Genomic DNA, 13,173 nt, shown 5'->3' with positions numbered 1-13,173 from the left:
CTCAATCGGCGGCGCGCGGTTTCGTTCCGCGCCGGAACTTCGCGCGTCAGCCTGCGCGGAACGAAAGCGGCAAGCGAAGATGCCGACCGGCACCCGACGAACCGTCCGGCAAGGTCGGCCGCACCCGAGCATTGCGCGAAATGCTGAGCGCTGCATCACCGAAGCCGTAACCGGACGGACTTTCCTGCGCCACGGAGCAATCAAGACGGCCATTGCCGGCAATGACGCAGTCAAGCGTCACACGGCCGGACTGACCTTGATCCAATGCGCGGCGCGGGAAATACCGCGCGAAGTCGCGCGAGCTTGGCTCGCGCACCCAGCTCACGTCCGAAATCTCGAGACCCCATGTCGGCGCGGGGCCCTCGGCAACCTGTTCTTCTTCAGGCTCTTCGAGCGGATCTGGTTTGTCGTCTTCCTTGACCTCTTCTTCCGGCTCTTCCTCACGCTCAGCGACAGGCGGCGGCGCGCCTGCGCCCGCGACGGCATCAGACTGGCGCACAAAGACAGTGCGTTCATTCCATCCAACAGCGTACCAATCACCGCCCAATCCACGCGACACCCGGCCAGTGACGTTCAACGTAACACCAGCGCCGAAGGCCACCGCCTGCGGGCTTGCAGCGTCAGGCGCTTCGTATCCCGCCACGCGCTCGCTTGCGGTGACGAGTTCGGTTTGCGGCGCATAGGCTTCGACGGTGTAGGCGTCCTCGACGGCGCCGCCGCTCATGCTGCGATACGCCAAAAATCCGAGACCAAGAACGAGAGCGGCCGCGACGCCGATCGCGATCGGCAGCCAAGGCGGACGCTGTTGCGGCGACGCCGGCGCTGGCGCCGGTTCAGGCGCGGCTTGCGGCGGCGGCTCTGGCGGCGGCCCCGATGGTGGTTCTGGCACGTCGGTCATGTGGCGGTAAGCTAGGCTTGCAGGATGGCCATGTGAAGGCGCTGGTTAGGCGAGCCGGCTGGGTTTCAAGTCCCGCTTGTAGCGCTTCCAGTTCTCAACGTAGTGCGCGGCCGAGAACTGAAACATCTGCCGTTGCGGTTCGTCCAATGTTCGAATGGCCCGCGCGGGCGCGCCCGTGACGAGCGAGTTTTCCTCGAACGTCTTGCGCTCCGTCACCAGCGCATGCGCGCCGACAAGGCAGTGACGGGGGACGACCGCGTGGTTCAACACCGTCGCCTTGATGCCGATGAGCGAGGTGTCGCCAATGGTGCAGCCGTGCAGCATCACCTGATGGCCAATGGTGACGTCGCGCCCGATCGTCAGCGGCGCACCCATGTCGGTGTGGAGTACGCTGCCGTCCTGCACGTTGGAATTTTCGCCCACCACGATCGGTTCATTGTCGCCGCGCAACACGGCGCCGAACCACACCGACGCGTTCCGCTTCAGAACGATCCGGCCAATCAGCACCGCGGTCGGCGCGACCCAGTAGGCGTCCTCGTCCTCGTCCTCGACCTCGAGGTCGGCATCAGCCAGGGCAAATATCGGCATCGTTTCGGCTCCCGAGCTTGTGCGAAATATTTGAGACGTTCCGCTTCCTCAACGCGTCGTTAACCGATGTAGCGTCTCCTGTAACCCATCGGATCAGGGCTTTTCTGATCCACCCGTCTCCAGAGCGCTGGTAGCCAGCGTTCGCATCTGGGGGAGAATGTGGGCGCACGGCGCAAGATCAGCGCACTCGACATACCGCCGCCCGGCGTTCCCCTCGACGACTCCTTGGATCAATTCTTCGAACACCCGCCCGGCAGAAGCCGCGCGGGCAATCACCGCTCCCGGAAGGAGACCTTAATGGCGAAGCGCACCACCAAGCGTCGGCATGCACAAGGCGTGCTCAACGTTCAGGAATTTCAGCGTGATGACCGTCGGCAGCGCAATCTGCAGGTGCTCGATGGCGGCTACAAACCGGCCAATGACGCCGCCGCACGCGATACGAGCTTCGTCAAAACCGTCCGCGCCAAATCCAAAGGGCAAACTGCCCTGATGGAGGCGATCGACACGCACGCCCTTTGCCTGGCGCTTGGCCCGGCGGGCACCGGGAAAACCTATCTCGCCATCGCCAAGGCGGTCGAAGCGCTCGAAGGCGGCAAAGTCGGCCGCATCGTGTTGTCGCGGCCCGCGGTTGAAGCGGGTGAAACGCTGGGCTTCCTGCCAGGCGCCATGGAAGACAAACTCGCCCCTTACCTTCGCCCGCTCTACGACGCGCTGCAGGAACGGCTTTCGCCGAAGCGCCTGAAGGCGCTGATGGCGGAAGGGCTGATCGAAATCGCGCCGGTTGGCTTCATGCGCGGACGTACGCTCAACAACGCGTTCGTGGTGATCGACGAAGCGCAGAACTGCACATACGGGCAGATCAAGATGCTGCTGACGCGCCTTGGGTGGAATTCCACCATGGTCGTCACCGGCGACCCGGCCCAGACCGACTTGCTGCCGGATCTCTCCGGTTTGGCTTCGGTCGCCGACAAGCTGGAGAACATCGGCAACATCGCGGTCTGCCGCCTCACCGATTCAGACATCGTCCGCCATCCCCTGGTCGCCGCCATGCTGGGCGTCTTGTAAGCGCCCGCGCCACGCTGTTTCCTCTGGAGATCGCGTTGAATTGAGTTGGATTTAACGAACGACCTTCACCCCGGCCTCAAGAGGCCGGGGTTTTTCTTGATCGGTTCGACCGGGATCGAAACATCACGCGCGGGCCTGGTGCTAGCGTGCGACCATGTTTGATGCCGATCGTGATCTCTTCGAGCGCTCCCGCGCCTACGTCGAATCCACCTGCACGCCGCGCGAGCTGCTGGCCGCGGCGAGCGGCGTGGATGAGGCGACGCTGCAGGGGCTTGAAGAAGCTGGCGGCATGCCTGCCGCAACCTACACACTGTTTGACGGCGCCATCCGCAGCGCCATCCGGGAATTGGGAGAACCGCCGCAGCAAGGCGGACGCGCCTTCTACGCACCAGCCGTCATCGCATGGCTGCGCCGCGCGGCCTTACTTGATGCAGATGCGCTGCGCACTTGGTTCGGCGAGAGCTTCGAGGCGGCGCTCCTAGCGCAAGCACCGGACGCGCGTGTGCACGGATGGGCGCGCCTCTTTACAACGGACGGCGCAGTGGATCGCGATGCGCTGGCTGCGGAGGTGCAGTCTCTGAACGCAGATTGGATGAATGGTGGCTGGGCGGTGTGCCTGCGCCGTTGGAATGGCTACCACGTCGTCACCAAAGACCTGGAGCGGGCGCGGATCGGCACGATCACAGCGGACGGGACGCGCGACACGCTCTCAGCGGCAGAGCGCTTGGCGTTGCAGGATGCGATCGAAAGCCTCGACGCGGTGATGCTTTCATTCGCGCCCTTTGAACGCCCACACGGGACGCCGGGGCTATATATCGACGCGATGCGCGAACGTTACGCCGTCTAGAGCGCCGGCAGCGCAAGGAACGGCATGAAGTCGCCCCAGCCGAGCGCATAAAAGAACGCAGCGTGGATCAAGGGCGCTGTTGCAACGGCAAGCAGTACGTAGAGCGCCGCACGCCAAAGATTGAAGCGAAACGCGAGCGGCGGGATGAGCACCGTCGCGAGCATCGGCACGGTGTAATAGATCCACCAAGGCAAGTCGAAATTCTCGCCGTACTTGCCAAACAATATCCCGACCACCGAAATCAGCAGCGCAACGCCGGGAGCCGCAGGCCACCCCGGCGCGCGTCCACCGCGCAAACCGCCGACAAAAACGATGACTACCGCCAGCACCACCGTCGACGCCAGCATGTAGGAAAGGAGGCGGACTAAATCGTCCGCCATGGCGTTACTCTTCGCCGTCGAGATCGATGTCGAGGATGCTCATGGTCAGCACCTGGCCATCATCCTCATCCACCGAGACAGTGCCGACGAATTCGTCGTGCACATAAACCTCGGCGCTATCGGTCTTCCGCGGACGGGCGCGCACGTCGAGATCGGCAGCATGCAGCACCGTGCGCAATTCGGTTTGCAAGCGCGCGCGTTCGGCGTCGTCGATCGGCGCATTCTTCTTGACGCCCGGCGCGGGGCGAACAGCGAGGCTGAGCGCGTAGCTCAACTCGCCTTCGTCCTCGTCACGGATCAGCGTGGCTATGTTCTTGCCATCGACCAGGACGTTGGCTTCTTCAGCGCTCTTCGACACCACCGACACAGTGGGCGAACCCAGCAATTTGCTGAGATAAGCGCCAAGGCGTGTGCATTCTGCTGCGTTCAAGACCGGCTCCCGTTCGTCGGCGGAAACTCGGCTCTTGGGCGGGCGAGGTCAAGGCGCCCACTGGTGAAGTTTAGTCGAAGTCCCAGTGGGTGGCTTCGCGCCGAAGGTGCCGGCCGGCGAAAAACGCCACGATGCCGATGACACCGAACGTCCCCATCACCGCCAGGTAATCGTACATGCCGTCATTGATCGCGCCCATCAGCGTGAACGGCGTGTAGAGCGCGATCAGGCCGAGTGCGACGCCGACGGCGACCCCGGTTTTGATCAGCACGTCGCCGTAGAAATAGTTGCGGTCGATCTCGCCGCGCGGACGGCGTTGCGGCTTGGACGCGGAGGCTTTGCGCTTGCTCATGGGCGCAATGTTAGCGGGATTCGGCGCCACACGTCGCGCCGATGCTTGCACCGTTGGCTTAGCGTAACGAATGCGCGCATGCGCCCGCCGCGCCAAAATGCGCGCGGGCGACGGGCGGTTCATTTCAGAGCCACCATTTCGCGGCCTTGGCGCGGAAGCCCGCGGCTTTCTCCAGCGCCGCGCTGACCGCGAAGACGCTCTCTTCGTCCAGCGCCTTGCCGATCACCTGCAGACCCAGCGGCAGCCCCTGCTTGTCCACCGCAGCGGGCAGCGCGAGCGCCGGCAGGCCGGCGAGGTTGGCAGTGACCGTGAAGATGTCGTTCAAATACATCGCCACCGGATCGTCGCCCTTTTCGCCAAGCGCAAACGCCGCAGACGGCGTCGCCGGCGTGAGGATCGCGTCAACGCTACCGAACGCATCACGAAAATCCTGCGCGATGCGTTGGCGGACTTTCTGGGCGCGCAGGTAATATGCGTCGTAATAGCCCGCGCTCAGCACGTAGGTGCCGATCAAGATCCGGCGCTGCACTTCGGCGCCGAAGCCAGACGCGCGCGTGTTCTCGTACGTCGCGTTCAAATCCTTGCCGCTGACGCGCGCGCCATAACGCATGCCGTCATAGCGCGCGAGGTTTGATGACGCTTCGGCTGGCGCCACGATGTAGTACGCCGGCAGCGCGTATTTGGTGTGCTTCAGCGAAATCGGCTTGATCGTCGCGCCAGCATCCTTGGCCCAGGCGATGCCTTGCTGCCAAAGATCCTCAATCTCCTGCGGCATGCCGTCGACGCGATACTCTTCCGGCACGCCGATCGTCATGCCCTTGATGGAACGCTGCGTCGCCGCCCGGAAATCCGGCAACGCATTCGGCAGCGACGTCGAATCCTTCGGATCGTGACCGGCCATCGATTGCAGCAGCATCGCCGCGTCCTCGACCGTCTTCGCAATCGGCCCCGCCTGATCCAGCGACGACGCAAACGCGACAATGCCCCAACGCGAGCAGCGGCCATACGTCGGCTTGATACCGACGGTGCCTGTGAAGGCAGCGGGCTGGCGGATCGAGCCGCCAGTGTCCGTCGCCGTGGCGCCTAGGCAAAGATCAGCCGCAACCGCCGACGCGCTGCCGCCGGACGAGCCGCCCGGCGTAAGCTTGGAATCCTCGTTGCCGCGCCGCCAAGGCGACACCACCGGCCCAAAGTGCGAGGTCTCGTTCGACGAGCCCATCGCGAACTCGTCCATGTTGAGCTTGCCCAACATCAGCGCGCCATCGCGGAACAGATTGCCGCTGACAGTGCTCTCATACGTCGGCGTGAACTCGCCAAGCACGCCGGACGCCGCCGTCGTGCGCACGCCCTCGGTGCAGAACAGATCCTTGATCCCAAGCGGCGCGCCCTCAAGCGCGCCAGCTTTGCCTTGCGCGCGCTTGGCGTCGCTCTGCTTCGCGCGTTCCCGCGCCAGCTCCGGCGTAGTGACGACATAGGCGTTGAGATGCGGATTGGCCTTATCGATCGCGTCGATGAACGCGTTGGTGATCTCGAGCGAGGAGAAGGATTTCTTCTCCATGCCGTCGAGCGCTTCGGCCAAAGTCAGGGTGGTGAGGTTGGTCATAAATTCAGGCACTCAAAGGTTTTGCGTAGAACGCCGTCCAGGCGCTCGGCGGATAATTGAGAACGGGCTCGCAGGGTTGAAAGCCACCGCGCTCATAAACACGCTTGGCGGCGTCAAAGTTGGAGCCAGTCTCCAGCACGATTTGGCTCAAGCCTTCCTGTCGTGCGAGATCCTCGATCCGCGCCAGGATCGCGCCGCCAACACCAAGCCCACGCGCCTCCGGTTTCACGAACATGCGCTTCACTTCGCCAACGCCATTCTCGTGACGCCGTATGCAGCCCATGCCCAGCGGCGCGCCACTCGCATCACGCGCCACAAACAAAGTCGTATCGTCCTGCGCCATCTGCTCGACCGTCATGTGATGGCGATACTCGGCCGGCGTCAGCTCGAACGTAAACTCGTTCAGCTGTTTCACCAGCGCGCGCACGTCGTCCGACAACGCTGTTTCGGTGGCGATGGTGAAGCTCACGATGACGCTCGCTTCGTAAGCATTGCTCGAGAGGCGAAAGCCAACAGGTGCCCCACGCCGGTAACGAGAATCATTTTTGGATTCAGAAGCCCCCATGGGCCCCAGAACACAATCGTTGTGACGAGAAGGGAAATGATCAACGGCAGCCAACGCCATGAAGGTGCTCGCAAGAGTTTCTGCGCGACGCTCATAACGACATAGCTCGCCACCGCGACTGCCATAGTCAGCAGCGCGACGAACCCAATCGTCATCAGATCGGAGCCTGTCACGGCTACTCCACCACCTTCGGCACCACGAAGAATCCGTCTTCGCTCTTCGGCGCGTTCTTCAACACCTTGCCCGGATCGTCGCCCGCGGTGACGACATCGTCGCGCATCGGCAGGCTCAAGCCTTCGACCGCGCTCGTCATTGGCTCGACGCCTTCGACATCGACCTCGTTGAGCTGCTCGATCCAGGCCATGATGCCGTTGAGCTCCTTGGCCATGGGCGCGACGCGCTCCTCGGGCAGCGCCAGGCGCGCGAGCTTGGCCACCTTGCGGACAGTTTTTTCATCGATCGACATGGAAGCGGGGCTTAAAGGCGCCTGCCCGGGCTTTCAAGGACCGCGCGTGCTAGATTGACGCCTTGCCTGCTTCGCGCGCACATCCGCCGCTTGGCCCTGCTCGAACTTCCCGATTTTGCCGCCGCCCTACCAGCGCGCGCCGCCATTCTGGGCATCGACCCCGGCGAGAAGCGGATCGGGGTCGCGATCAGCGATCTAACGCGCCTGATCGCGTCGCCGCTAGACACAGTGATCCGCGTAAAGTCCGCCACTGACGTCGACGCGCTGCTGAAGCTTTATGACGGGCGCCAATGCGCCGGCTTCGTCATCGGACTTCCTTTGAACATGGACGGCTCGACAGGACCAGCCGCGCAATCTGCCCGCGCCTTCGGTCGCAACCTGCTCGCCAAGCGCGATGTCCCACTGCTGATGTGGGACGAGCGGCTCTCCACCGCCGCCGTGACGCGCACCTTGATCGAAGGCGATGCCTCGCGGAAACGGCGCGGCGAGGTCGTCGACAAAGTGGCGGCCAGCTACATGCTGCAAGGCGCGCTCGACGCGATGCAGGAGCGGCGGCTCGATGGCTGAGGTCTTCAGCGCGCTCCTGCCGACGTTCATCCTGATTGCGCTGGGCTACACGGCGCGCGCCACAAATATCGCGACGGCCGAGCAGTTCGGCATGGTGAACCGCTTCGGGTATTTCATTCTCTATCCGTCGTTCCTGTTCACGCTGATCTCCGGCGCGAACTTCGCTAGCGGCGACGCGGGGCCGTTTTTGCTTGCCGTGCTCGGCGGCTTTCTGGCGCTCGTGTTGGTCGCACTTTCGCTGCGCTTAGTGTTTCGCGGTGAGGACGCCGCCTACACCAGCGTCTTTCAAGGCAGCGTGCGCTGGAATGGCTTTGCGCTACTGGCTGCAGCGGCGAGCCTCTATGGCGAGCGCGGGCCGGAGCTGATTGGCCTCGCCTTCGGCCCGCTGGTGCTGACGCTCAACATCATCTGCGTCATCGTGCTGTCGCGCTGGGGCTCTGCGCGCGCCACCTCGATGCGCGCCGTGCTGGATCAGATCGTGGTCAATCCGCTGATCCTTGGCTGCGCGTTCGGGCTCGCGGCCAACTTCGCCGGATTGCGCGACCTTGGCCCCGTGACAGACGCCCTGCGCCTGCTTGGCGGCGCTGCGATGCCGGTTGCGCTGATGTGCGTCGGGGCGGGGCTCGATTTCAAAGCCCTGCGCGGCGCTGGCGCGAAGGTGGCTGTCGCCTCTTCGATGCGTCTGATCTTGGCGCCGATTCTGGTCTGGAGCGCGTGTTCGCTGCTGGGTGTCGCGCAATTGCCGACCGCCGTCGCCGTCGGCATCGCCTCCACGCCGACAGCGGCGGCCGCCTATACCTTCGCACGCGAAATGGGCGGCGACGCGCGTCTGATGGCCGCCATCATCACGGCGACCACGATCCTCTCGTTCATCACCATGCCGATCGCGATTACGCTTGCGCTGCGCTAGCGCTTGCCGAACGGCGCGACCGGCGTGCTCGCGCCCACGACCATGTCGGCGTCTTCCTCAAACCCAGCATGATTGGTCGGATCGACGAAATAGCTGTTGCCCTGCGACGCCGGCTCAAGCGGCGCGTGCGGACGCGCTTCGACCGCCTGCGCCTTACCCGCGCCGAGACCGGCGACCACAGCCGCCAACGCCAAGCCCACAGGCTTCAACGGCAACGCTTGGTCTTCGCGCTTCAAGTGCTTCGTCATCTTGGACCGCAGCTTTCATGTTCAGCCCAAACCCGCCCTGTTCCCCGTTAGAACAAAACAAGTACAGCACCGAGTCTGCGGCGACAAGGTGGCTGAAACGATTTCTCCCCAGCTCCGTGACGCCACCTTGCGGCGAAGCGGGCATGCGGCCTAACAAGCGCGCATGGCTCAGCGACCGACTGGCGTGAAGAAATCCGAAGCGCGCTCCAGTCCCGTTCGTTTCCGCCACAAGCACCTACTGGCCATCGCTGACCTCGATCGTTTCGAGGTCGAGTCTCTACTCGATCGCGCCGAGGCCTTCGCCGAGCTGAGCGAAAAGAAGGTCAAGAAGCTCGACACCTTGCGTGGTCGAACGCTGATCAATCTTTTCTTCGAGAATTCCACAAGAACACAGAGCTCGTTCGAGTTGGCCGGCAAGCGCATGGGCGCCGACGTCGTCAACATGAGCGTTAAGAGTTCGTCGGTGGCGAAGGGCGAAACGCTGATCGACACCGCCGCAACGCTAAACGCCATGCGCCCCGATCTGCTCGTAGTGCGCCACGGCTCCTCCGGCGCCGTCGAATTGCTCTCGCGCAAAGTCGACTGCGCGGTCGTCAACGCCGGCGACGGTAAGCACGAGCATCCAACCCAAGCGCTACTCGACGCCTTCACCATCCGCGACCGCCTAGGCAACATCGAAGGCCTGACCATCGCCATCTGCGGCGACGTGCTGCACTCCCGCGTCGCCCGCTCCAATGTGGCGCTCTTGAACATACTAGGCGCGCGCGTGCGTCTCGTCGGCCCGCCGACACTGATGCCCATCGGCGCCGACCGCTGGGGCGCGGAAGTGTTCCACAACATGCGCGACGGCCTAAAGGACGCCGACGTCGTCATGATGCTCCGCGTCCAGCGCGAGCGCATGACTGGCGGCTTCTTCCCGAGCGCGCGCGAGTTCTTCTGGTTCTACGGCCTCGACGAAGAAAAGCTAAAGTTCGCCAAGCCCGGCGCGCTGGTGATGCACCCCGGGCCGATGAACCGCGGCGTCGAGATCGACAGCACCGTTGCCGACAACCCAAACGTCTCGCTCATCGAAACCCAAGTGCGCATGGGTGTCGCGGTGCGCATGGCGGTGCTCGAAGCCCTCGCCGAAAGCGGCGCCAACGAGGAGGCGCGCTAATGTGGATGTTCCTGCTCTGGTGGGCCGTTGACGATCACCTCGCCGCCGCGCTCGAAACGCCCGGCCTCGGCCACCTGCCGATCTGGGTGCCCTTCATCATCGCCATCGCGTTCTCAACAACGCTCTCCGTCGTAGCGAAGGGCAAATGACGCGACCAACTCTCATCACCAACGCCAAGCTGATCGACCCTGCGAAGAACAAGGTCGAAGACGGCGCGATCCTGTTCGACGATAAGATCCTCGACGTCGGCGCCATCACAAGCGCGCCCGACGGCGCCGAGATCATCGACGCCGGCGGCAATCACGTCGCGCCCGGCCTGATCGACATGCGCGTCACCATCGGCGAACCGGGCGCCGAGCATAAAGAGACGTTCAAATCAGCCGGCCGCGCCGCGGCGGCGGGCGGCGTCACCACCATGGTGATGATGCCCAACACCGAACCGGTGCTCGACGACCAAAGCTTGATCGACTTCGTGCTGCGCCGTGGTGTCGATCGCTCCGGCGGCGTGCACATCCTGCCTGCGGCCGCGCTCACCAAGCACCTCGACGGCGAGTTGATGACAGAGATCGGCCTGATGGCCGAAGCCGGCGCCGCCTACTTCACCAACGGCGACAAGCCCATCGTGTCGTCCCGCGTGCTCCGCCGCGCGCTCTCGTATGCCACCTCATTCGACGCCCTCATCGCGCACCGCCCACAAGACCCGTACCTCGCCGAAGGCGGCGTCATGCACGAAGGCGAACTCGCCGCGCGTCTCGGCCTGCCCGGCATCCCCGCCGCCGCCGAAGCCATCATGGCCGAGCGCGATCTGCTGCTGGCCGAACTCACCGGCGGCAAGCTGCTGCTCGATATGCTCTCGTCAGCGCAAACGTTGCCCGCGCTAAAACGCGCCAAGCAGAAAGGCGTGAAGGCATTCGCCAGCGTCAACGTCCATCACCTCGTCCTCAACGAACAAGACGTCGACGGCTATCGCACCTTCGCAAAGCTCTCGCCGCCACTGCGCAGCGAAGATGATCGCAAAGCGCTCGTCGGCGCCGTCAGCGACGGACTGATCGACGTCATCGTCTCCGGCCACGACCCACAGCAAGCCGAAGACAAACGCCTACCGTTCGAAGAGGCCGCGTTCGGCGCCGTCGGTCTCGAAACGCTGCTGGCCGCCGCACTCACACTGCACCACAACGGCGACGTCCAACTCAACACACTCATCCGCGCCATGACTCAGCGCCCCGCCGAATTGCTGCGACTCCCCGCTGGCCGTCTCGCCAAAGGCGCACCCGCCGACATCATCCTGATCGACATCGGCGCGCCGTTCCGGCTGGACTCCGACAAGCTCCGCTCCAAATCCAACAACTCACCGTTCGACGAAAAAACGCTGCAGGGCGCCGTCAAACGGACATTCATCGGCGGCAAAACCGTCTTCGCCGCATAGGGAGTCACGAACATGCGCTCCAATACCCCACACCCATTCCCGGGGCTTCGCGCGGCGAAGAGCCCGGGACCCATAAACACGAATGGCGCCGGGCACCGCGCGGGAAATGACGCAACGCTTGGGGTTATGGGTCCCGGACCTGTCGCTTCGCGCCAATCCGGGAATGGGTGGAGAAAAGCCGCGCTCGCGATCACACTGCTGACTCTCGCCGCCTGCAGCACGCCCGGCCCCGGCCCCGGCGATCCAGGCCCCGACGGCCTGCCGCCGCCGATCCCGCTCAACGGCCCGATCGCGTATCGCTGCAGCGACGGCACCCAGCTCATGGTCGAAGCGACCGGCAGCCAAGCCCGCGTCGCCATCATCGGCGGCCCATCCATGGTGCTGCCCAACGCCGGCGACCAATATTATTCCAACGGCCGCTACGCCTTCCGCGGCGGCGGCGACGCCGCGCAATGGGAAGTCGGCCGCGCCGCACCGGTGAACTGCCGCGGGAGTTAGCGTTCGGCTCTTGGTCCGAAGCCGTCGCTGGTCTTTGATCTTTTGTCGAAGCCGAATTTGACTGATCCGCAAGCGGATTGAGCGGTTGTCCCTTTTGCTTTGTCAGCTTCGCAGGAACGTGAGCAGGTCGGCATTCAGCTGCTCACGATGCGTGAAAGTCAAACCATGCGGCGCGCCCGGATAAATTTTGAACTGAGCTGACGGCAGCAATCGCTCAACCGCGCGCAGCGACAGGTCGATCGGAACGACCTGATCATCATCGCCGTGGATCACAAGCGTGGGTCGGTCGAACGCGCGAACGTCCGGACGGAAGTCCTCATAGAATCCTGCAACGCAATCGTATGTATTTTTGAGCCCGGACATCATGGCTTGGCGCCACCACGAGTCCGCTTCACCCTGAGATGTCCGCGCGCCGGGCCGGTTAAACCCGTAGAACGGTCCGTTCGCGACATTGCGGAAAAACCCCGCGCGGTCCGCAACCTGTTCAGCGCGCTGCCCGTCGAACACCTCCATCGGAGCGCCGTTCGGATTGTCTGCGCTTCTAAGAAGGTACGGCGTCACGGCGGAAATCAGCGCCAGCTTTTCTACTTTCGCAGTGCCATGACGTCCGACAAAACGCGCCACCTCCCCGCCGCCGGCCGAAAAGCCAAAGATCGACGTCTTGGCTAAACGCAGATGATCGATCAGCTGCGCCAAATCGTCGGCATAGTGATTCATGTCGTTGCCGTCCCACGGCTGACTCGAACGACCATGGCCGCGACGATCGTGTGCGATCACGCGAAAGCCATTGCCGGCAAGATGAAACGCCTGCCCGTCCCAGCTGTCGGCGCTCAGCGGCCAGCCGTGACAGAGAACGACCGCAGGACCCGCCTTCGGACCCCAATCCTTGTAGAAAATCGTCACGTCGTCACGCGTCTGAAAGGTCGCCATGTCTGGTTGCTCCGAAGGAATTGTGCTGCACGCTGACGTCGAGGCCGCCAAGAAGATGCTCGCTGATGCGCCGGTAACAACGTCTCTGCGCGACGCGATGAAATCCGCCATGTGAACTCCACGCTTGTGCTTCAACGCTGTACAAAGGCCGGGGCAGCTGTTCGCGAGACGATCGCGGTTGCGGGTCATCGGCGCTTCCAGCCACGGACACTTTATCGACGACGTTAGCGCACACCCGAAGCAG

19 protein-coding genes are annotated in these 13,173 nt (G+C 63.8%); 8 read left to right on the top strand and 11 right to left on the bottom strand.

Going from position 1 to position 13,173, the window contains the following annotated elements:
* Positions 1 to 46: 46 nt before the first annotated feature.
* Together DSM104635_RS07820 and DSM104635_RS07815 are read right to left on the bottom strand one after the other, a co-directional pair.
* A complete protein-coding gene (locus DSM104635_RS07820; protein WP_158765667.1) occupies positions 47 to 898 on the bottom strand; it encodes a TonB family protein in 852 nt (283 codons plus the stop codon).
* Positions 899 to 943: 45 nt separating this feature from the next.
* A complete protein-coding gene (locus tag DSM104635_RS07815) occupies positions 944 to 1,486 on the bottom strand; it encodes a gamma carbonic anhydrase family protein (protein ID WP_158765666.1) in 543 nt (180 codons plus the stop codon).
* Positions 1,487 to 1,783: 297 nt separating this feature from the next.
* Between DSM104635_RS07815 and DSM104635_RS07810 the strand changes: the two genes are divergently transcribed.
* A complete protein-coding gene (locus tag DSM104635_RS07810; RefSeq protein WP_158765665.1) occupies positions 1,784 to 2,551 on the top strand; it encodes a PhoH family protein in 768 nt (255 codons plus the stop codon).
* A gap of 154 nt (positions 2,552 to 2,705) precedes the next feature.
* The gene (locus DSM104635_RS07805) at positions 2,706 to 3,398 is read left to right on the top strand and encodes a DUF6058 family natural product biosynthesis protein (RefSeq protein WP_158765664.1); all 693 of its coding nucleotides are present in this window, start codon (positions 2,706 to 2,708) and stop codon (positions 3,396 to 3,398) included.
* On the opposite strand, the gene DSM104635_RS07800 is transcribed toward DSM104635_RS07805, so the two are convergent.
* The 7 genes from DSM104635_RS07800 to gatC form a co-directional block, all read right to left on the bottom strand.
* The gene (locus DSM104635_RS07800) at positions 3,395 to 3,778 is read right to left on the bottom strand and encodes a hypothetical protein (protein ID WP_158765663.1); all 384 of its coding nucleotides are present in this window, start codon (positions 3,776 to 3,778) and stop codon (positions 3,395 to 3,397) included. The genes DSM104635_RS07805 and DSM104635_RS07800 overlap by 4 nt on opposite strands.
* A 4-nt stretch (positions 3,779 to 3,782) precedes the next feature.
* Entirely contained in the window at positions 3,783 to 4,208 is a 426-nt protein-coding gene (locus DSM104635_RS07795; RefSeq protein ID WP_158765662.1) for a DUF3126 family protein, read from the bottom strand.
* Positions 4,209 to 4,278: 70 nt separating this feature from the next.
* Positions 4,279 to 4,560 carry a hypothetical protein gene (locus DSM104635_RS07790; RefSeq protein WP_158765661.1) on the bottom strand — a complete coding sequence of 94 codons (282 nt, stop codon included), beginning with the start codon at positions 4,558 to 4,560 and terminating at the stop codon, positions 4,279 to 4,281.
* A gap of 124 nt (positions 4,561 to 4,684) precedes the next feature.
* Positions 4,685 to 6,163 carry an Asp-tRNA(Asn)/Glu-tRNA(Gln) amidotransferase subunit GatA gene (gatA, locus tag DSM104635_RS07785; protein ID WP_158765660.1) on the bottom strand — a complete coding sequence of 493 codons (1,479 nt, stop codon included), beginning with the start codon at positions 6,161 to 6,163 and terminating at the stop codon, positions 4,685 to 4,687.
* Between the two features lie 4 nt (positions 6,164 to 6,167).
* The gene (locus DSM104635_RS07780) at positions 6,168 to 6,632 is read right to left on the bottom strand and encodes a GNAT family N-acetyltransferase (protein ID WP_158765659.1); all 465 of its coding nucleotides are present in this window, start codon (positions 6,630 to 6,632) and stop codon (positions 6,168 to 6,170) included.
* A complete protein-coding gene (locus tag DSM104635_RS19885) occupies positions 6,629 to 6,901 on the bottom strand; it encodes a hypothetical protein (RefSeq protein ID WP_228445951.1) in 273 nt (90 codons plus the stop codon). Before DSM104635_RS19885 ends, DSM104635_RS07780 begins: the two co-directional genes overlap by 4 nt.
* Positions 6,902 to 6,903: 2 nt before the next feature.
* Entirely contained in the window at positions 6,904 to 7,194 is a 291-nt protein-coding gene (gene gatC, locus DSM104635_RS07775) for an Asp-tRNA(Asn)/Glu-tRNA(Gln) amidotransferase subunit GatC (protein WP_158765658.1), read from the bottom strand.
* A gap of 90 nt (positions 7,195 to 7,284) precedes the next feature.
* On the opposite strand from gatC, the gene ruvX reads away from it, so the two are divergent.
* Complete coding sequence (ruvX, locus tag DSM104635_RS07770) at positions 7,285 to 7,761, top strand: Holliday junction resolvase RuvX (RefSeq protein ID WP_158765657.1); 477 nt, start codon at positions 7,285 to 7,287, stop codon at positions 7,759 to 7,761.
* Positions 7,754 to 8,671 (top strand): AEC family transporter, encoded by a 918-nt coding sequence (locus DSM104635_RS07765; protein ID WP_158765656.1) that lies wholly within the window; start codon positions 7,754 to 7,756, stop codon positions 8,669 to 8,671. The genes ruvX and DSM104635_RS07765 overlap by 8 nt, the downstream gene beginning before the upstream one ends.
* Here DSM104635_RS07765 and DSM104635_RS07760 read toward each other — a convergent pair.
* Entirely contained in the window at positions 8,668 to 8,919 is a 252-nt protein-coding gene (locus DSM104635_RS07760; RefSeq protein ID WP_158765655.1) for a hypothetical protein, read from the bottom strand. The two genes, DSM104635_RS07765 and DSM104635_RS07760, sit on opposite strands and share 4 nt — an antisense overlap.
* 163 nt (positions 8,920 to 9,082) lie before the next feature.
* Between DSM104635_RS07760 and DSM104635_RS07755 the strand changes: the two genes are divergently transcribed.
* From DSM104635_RS07755 to DSM104635_RS07745, 4 genes are all read left to right on the top strand, one after another.
* Positions 9,083 to 10,075: an aspartate carbamoyltransferase catalytic subunit gene (locus tag DSM104635_RS07755; RefSeq protein ID WP_158765654.1), complete on the top strand. Its 993-nt coding sequence runs from the start codon at positions 9,083 to 9,085 to the stop codon at positions 10,073 to 10,075.
* Positions 10,075 to 10,224: a hypothetical protein gene (locus tag DSM104635_RS19785; protein ID WP_187448175.1), complete on the top strand. Its 150-nt coding sequence runs from the start codon at positions 10,075 to 10,077 to the stop codon at positions 10,222 to 10,224. Before DSM104635_RS07755 ends, DSM104635_RS19785 begins: the two co-directional genes overlap by 1 nt.
* Complete coding sequence (pyrC, locus tag DSM104635_RS07750) at positions 10,221 to 11,501, top strand: dihydroorotase (protein ID WP_158765653.1); 1,281 nt, start codon at positions 10,221 to 10,223, stop codon at positions 11,499 to 11,501. The genes DSM104635_RS19785 and pyrC overlap by 4 nt, the downstream gene beginning before the upstream one ends.
* A gap of 126 nt (positions 11,502 to 11,627) precedes the next feature.
* The gene (locus DSM104635_RS07745; RefSeq protein WP_158765652.1) at positions 11,628 to 11,999 is read left to right on the top strand and encodes a hypothetical protein; all 372 of its coding nucleotides are present in this window, start codon (positions 11,628 to 11,630) and stop codon (positions 11,997 to 11,999) included.
* 102 nt (positions 12,000 to 12,101) lie between these two features.
* Here the strand turns inward: DSM104635_RS07745 and DSM104635_RS07740 are convergent, their stop codons facing one another.
* Positions 12,102 to 12,929: an alpha/beta fold hydrolase gene (locus DSM104635_RS07740; RefSeq protein WP_228445949.1), complete on the bottom strand. Its 828-nt coding sequence runs from the start codon at positions 12,927 to 12,929 to the stop codon at positions 12,102 to 12,104.
* Positions 12,930 to 13,173 lie beyond the last annotated feature (244 nt).

The sequence above is a fragment of the Terricaulis silvestris genome (assembly GCF_009792355.1).
Lineage (GTDB): Bacteria > Pseudomonadota > Alphaproteobacteria > Caulobacterales > Aquidulcibacteraceae > Vitreimonas > Vitreimonas silvestris.
This window is presented reverse-complemented; position numbering and strand designations above follow the sequence as displayed.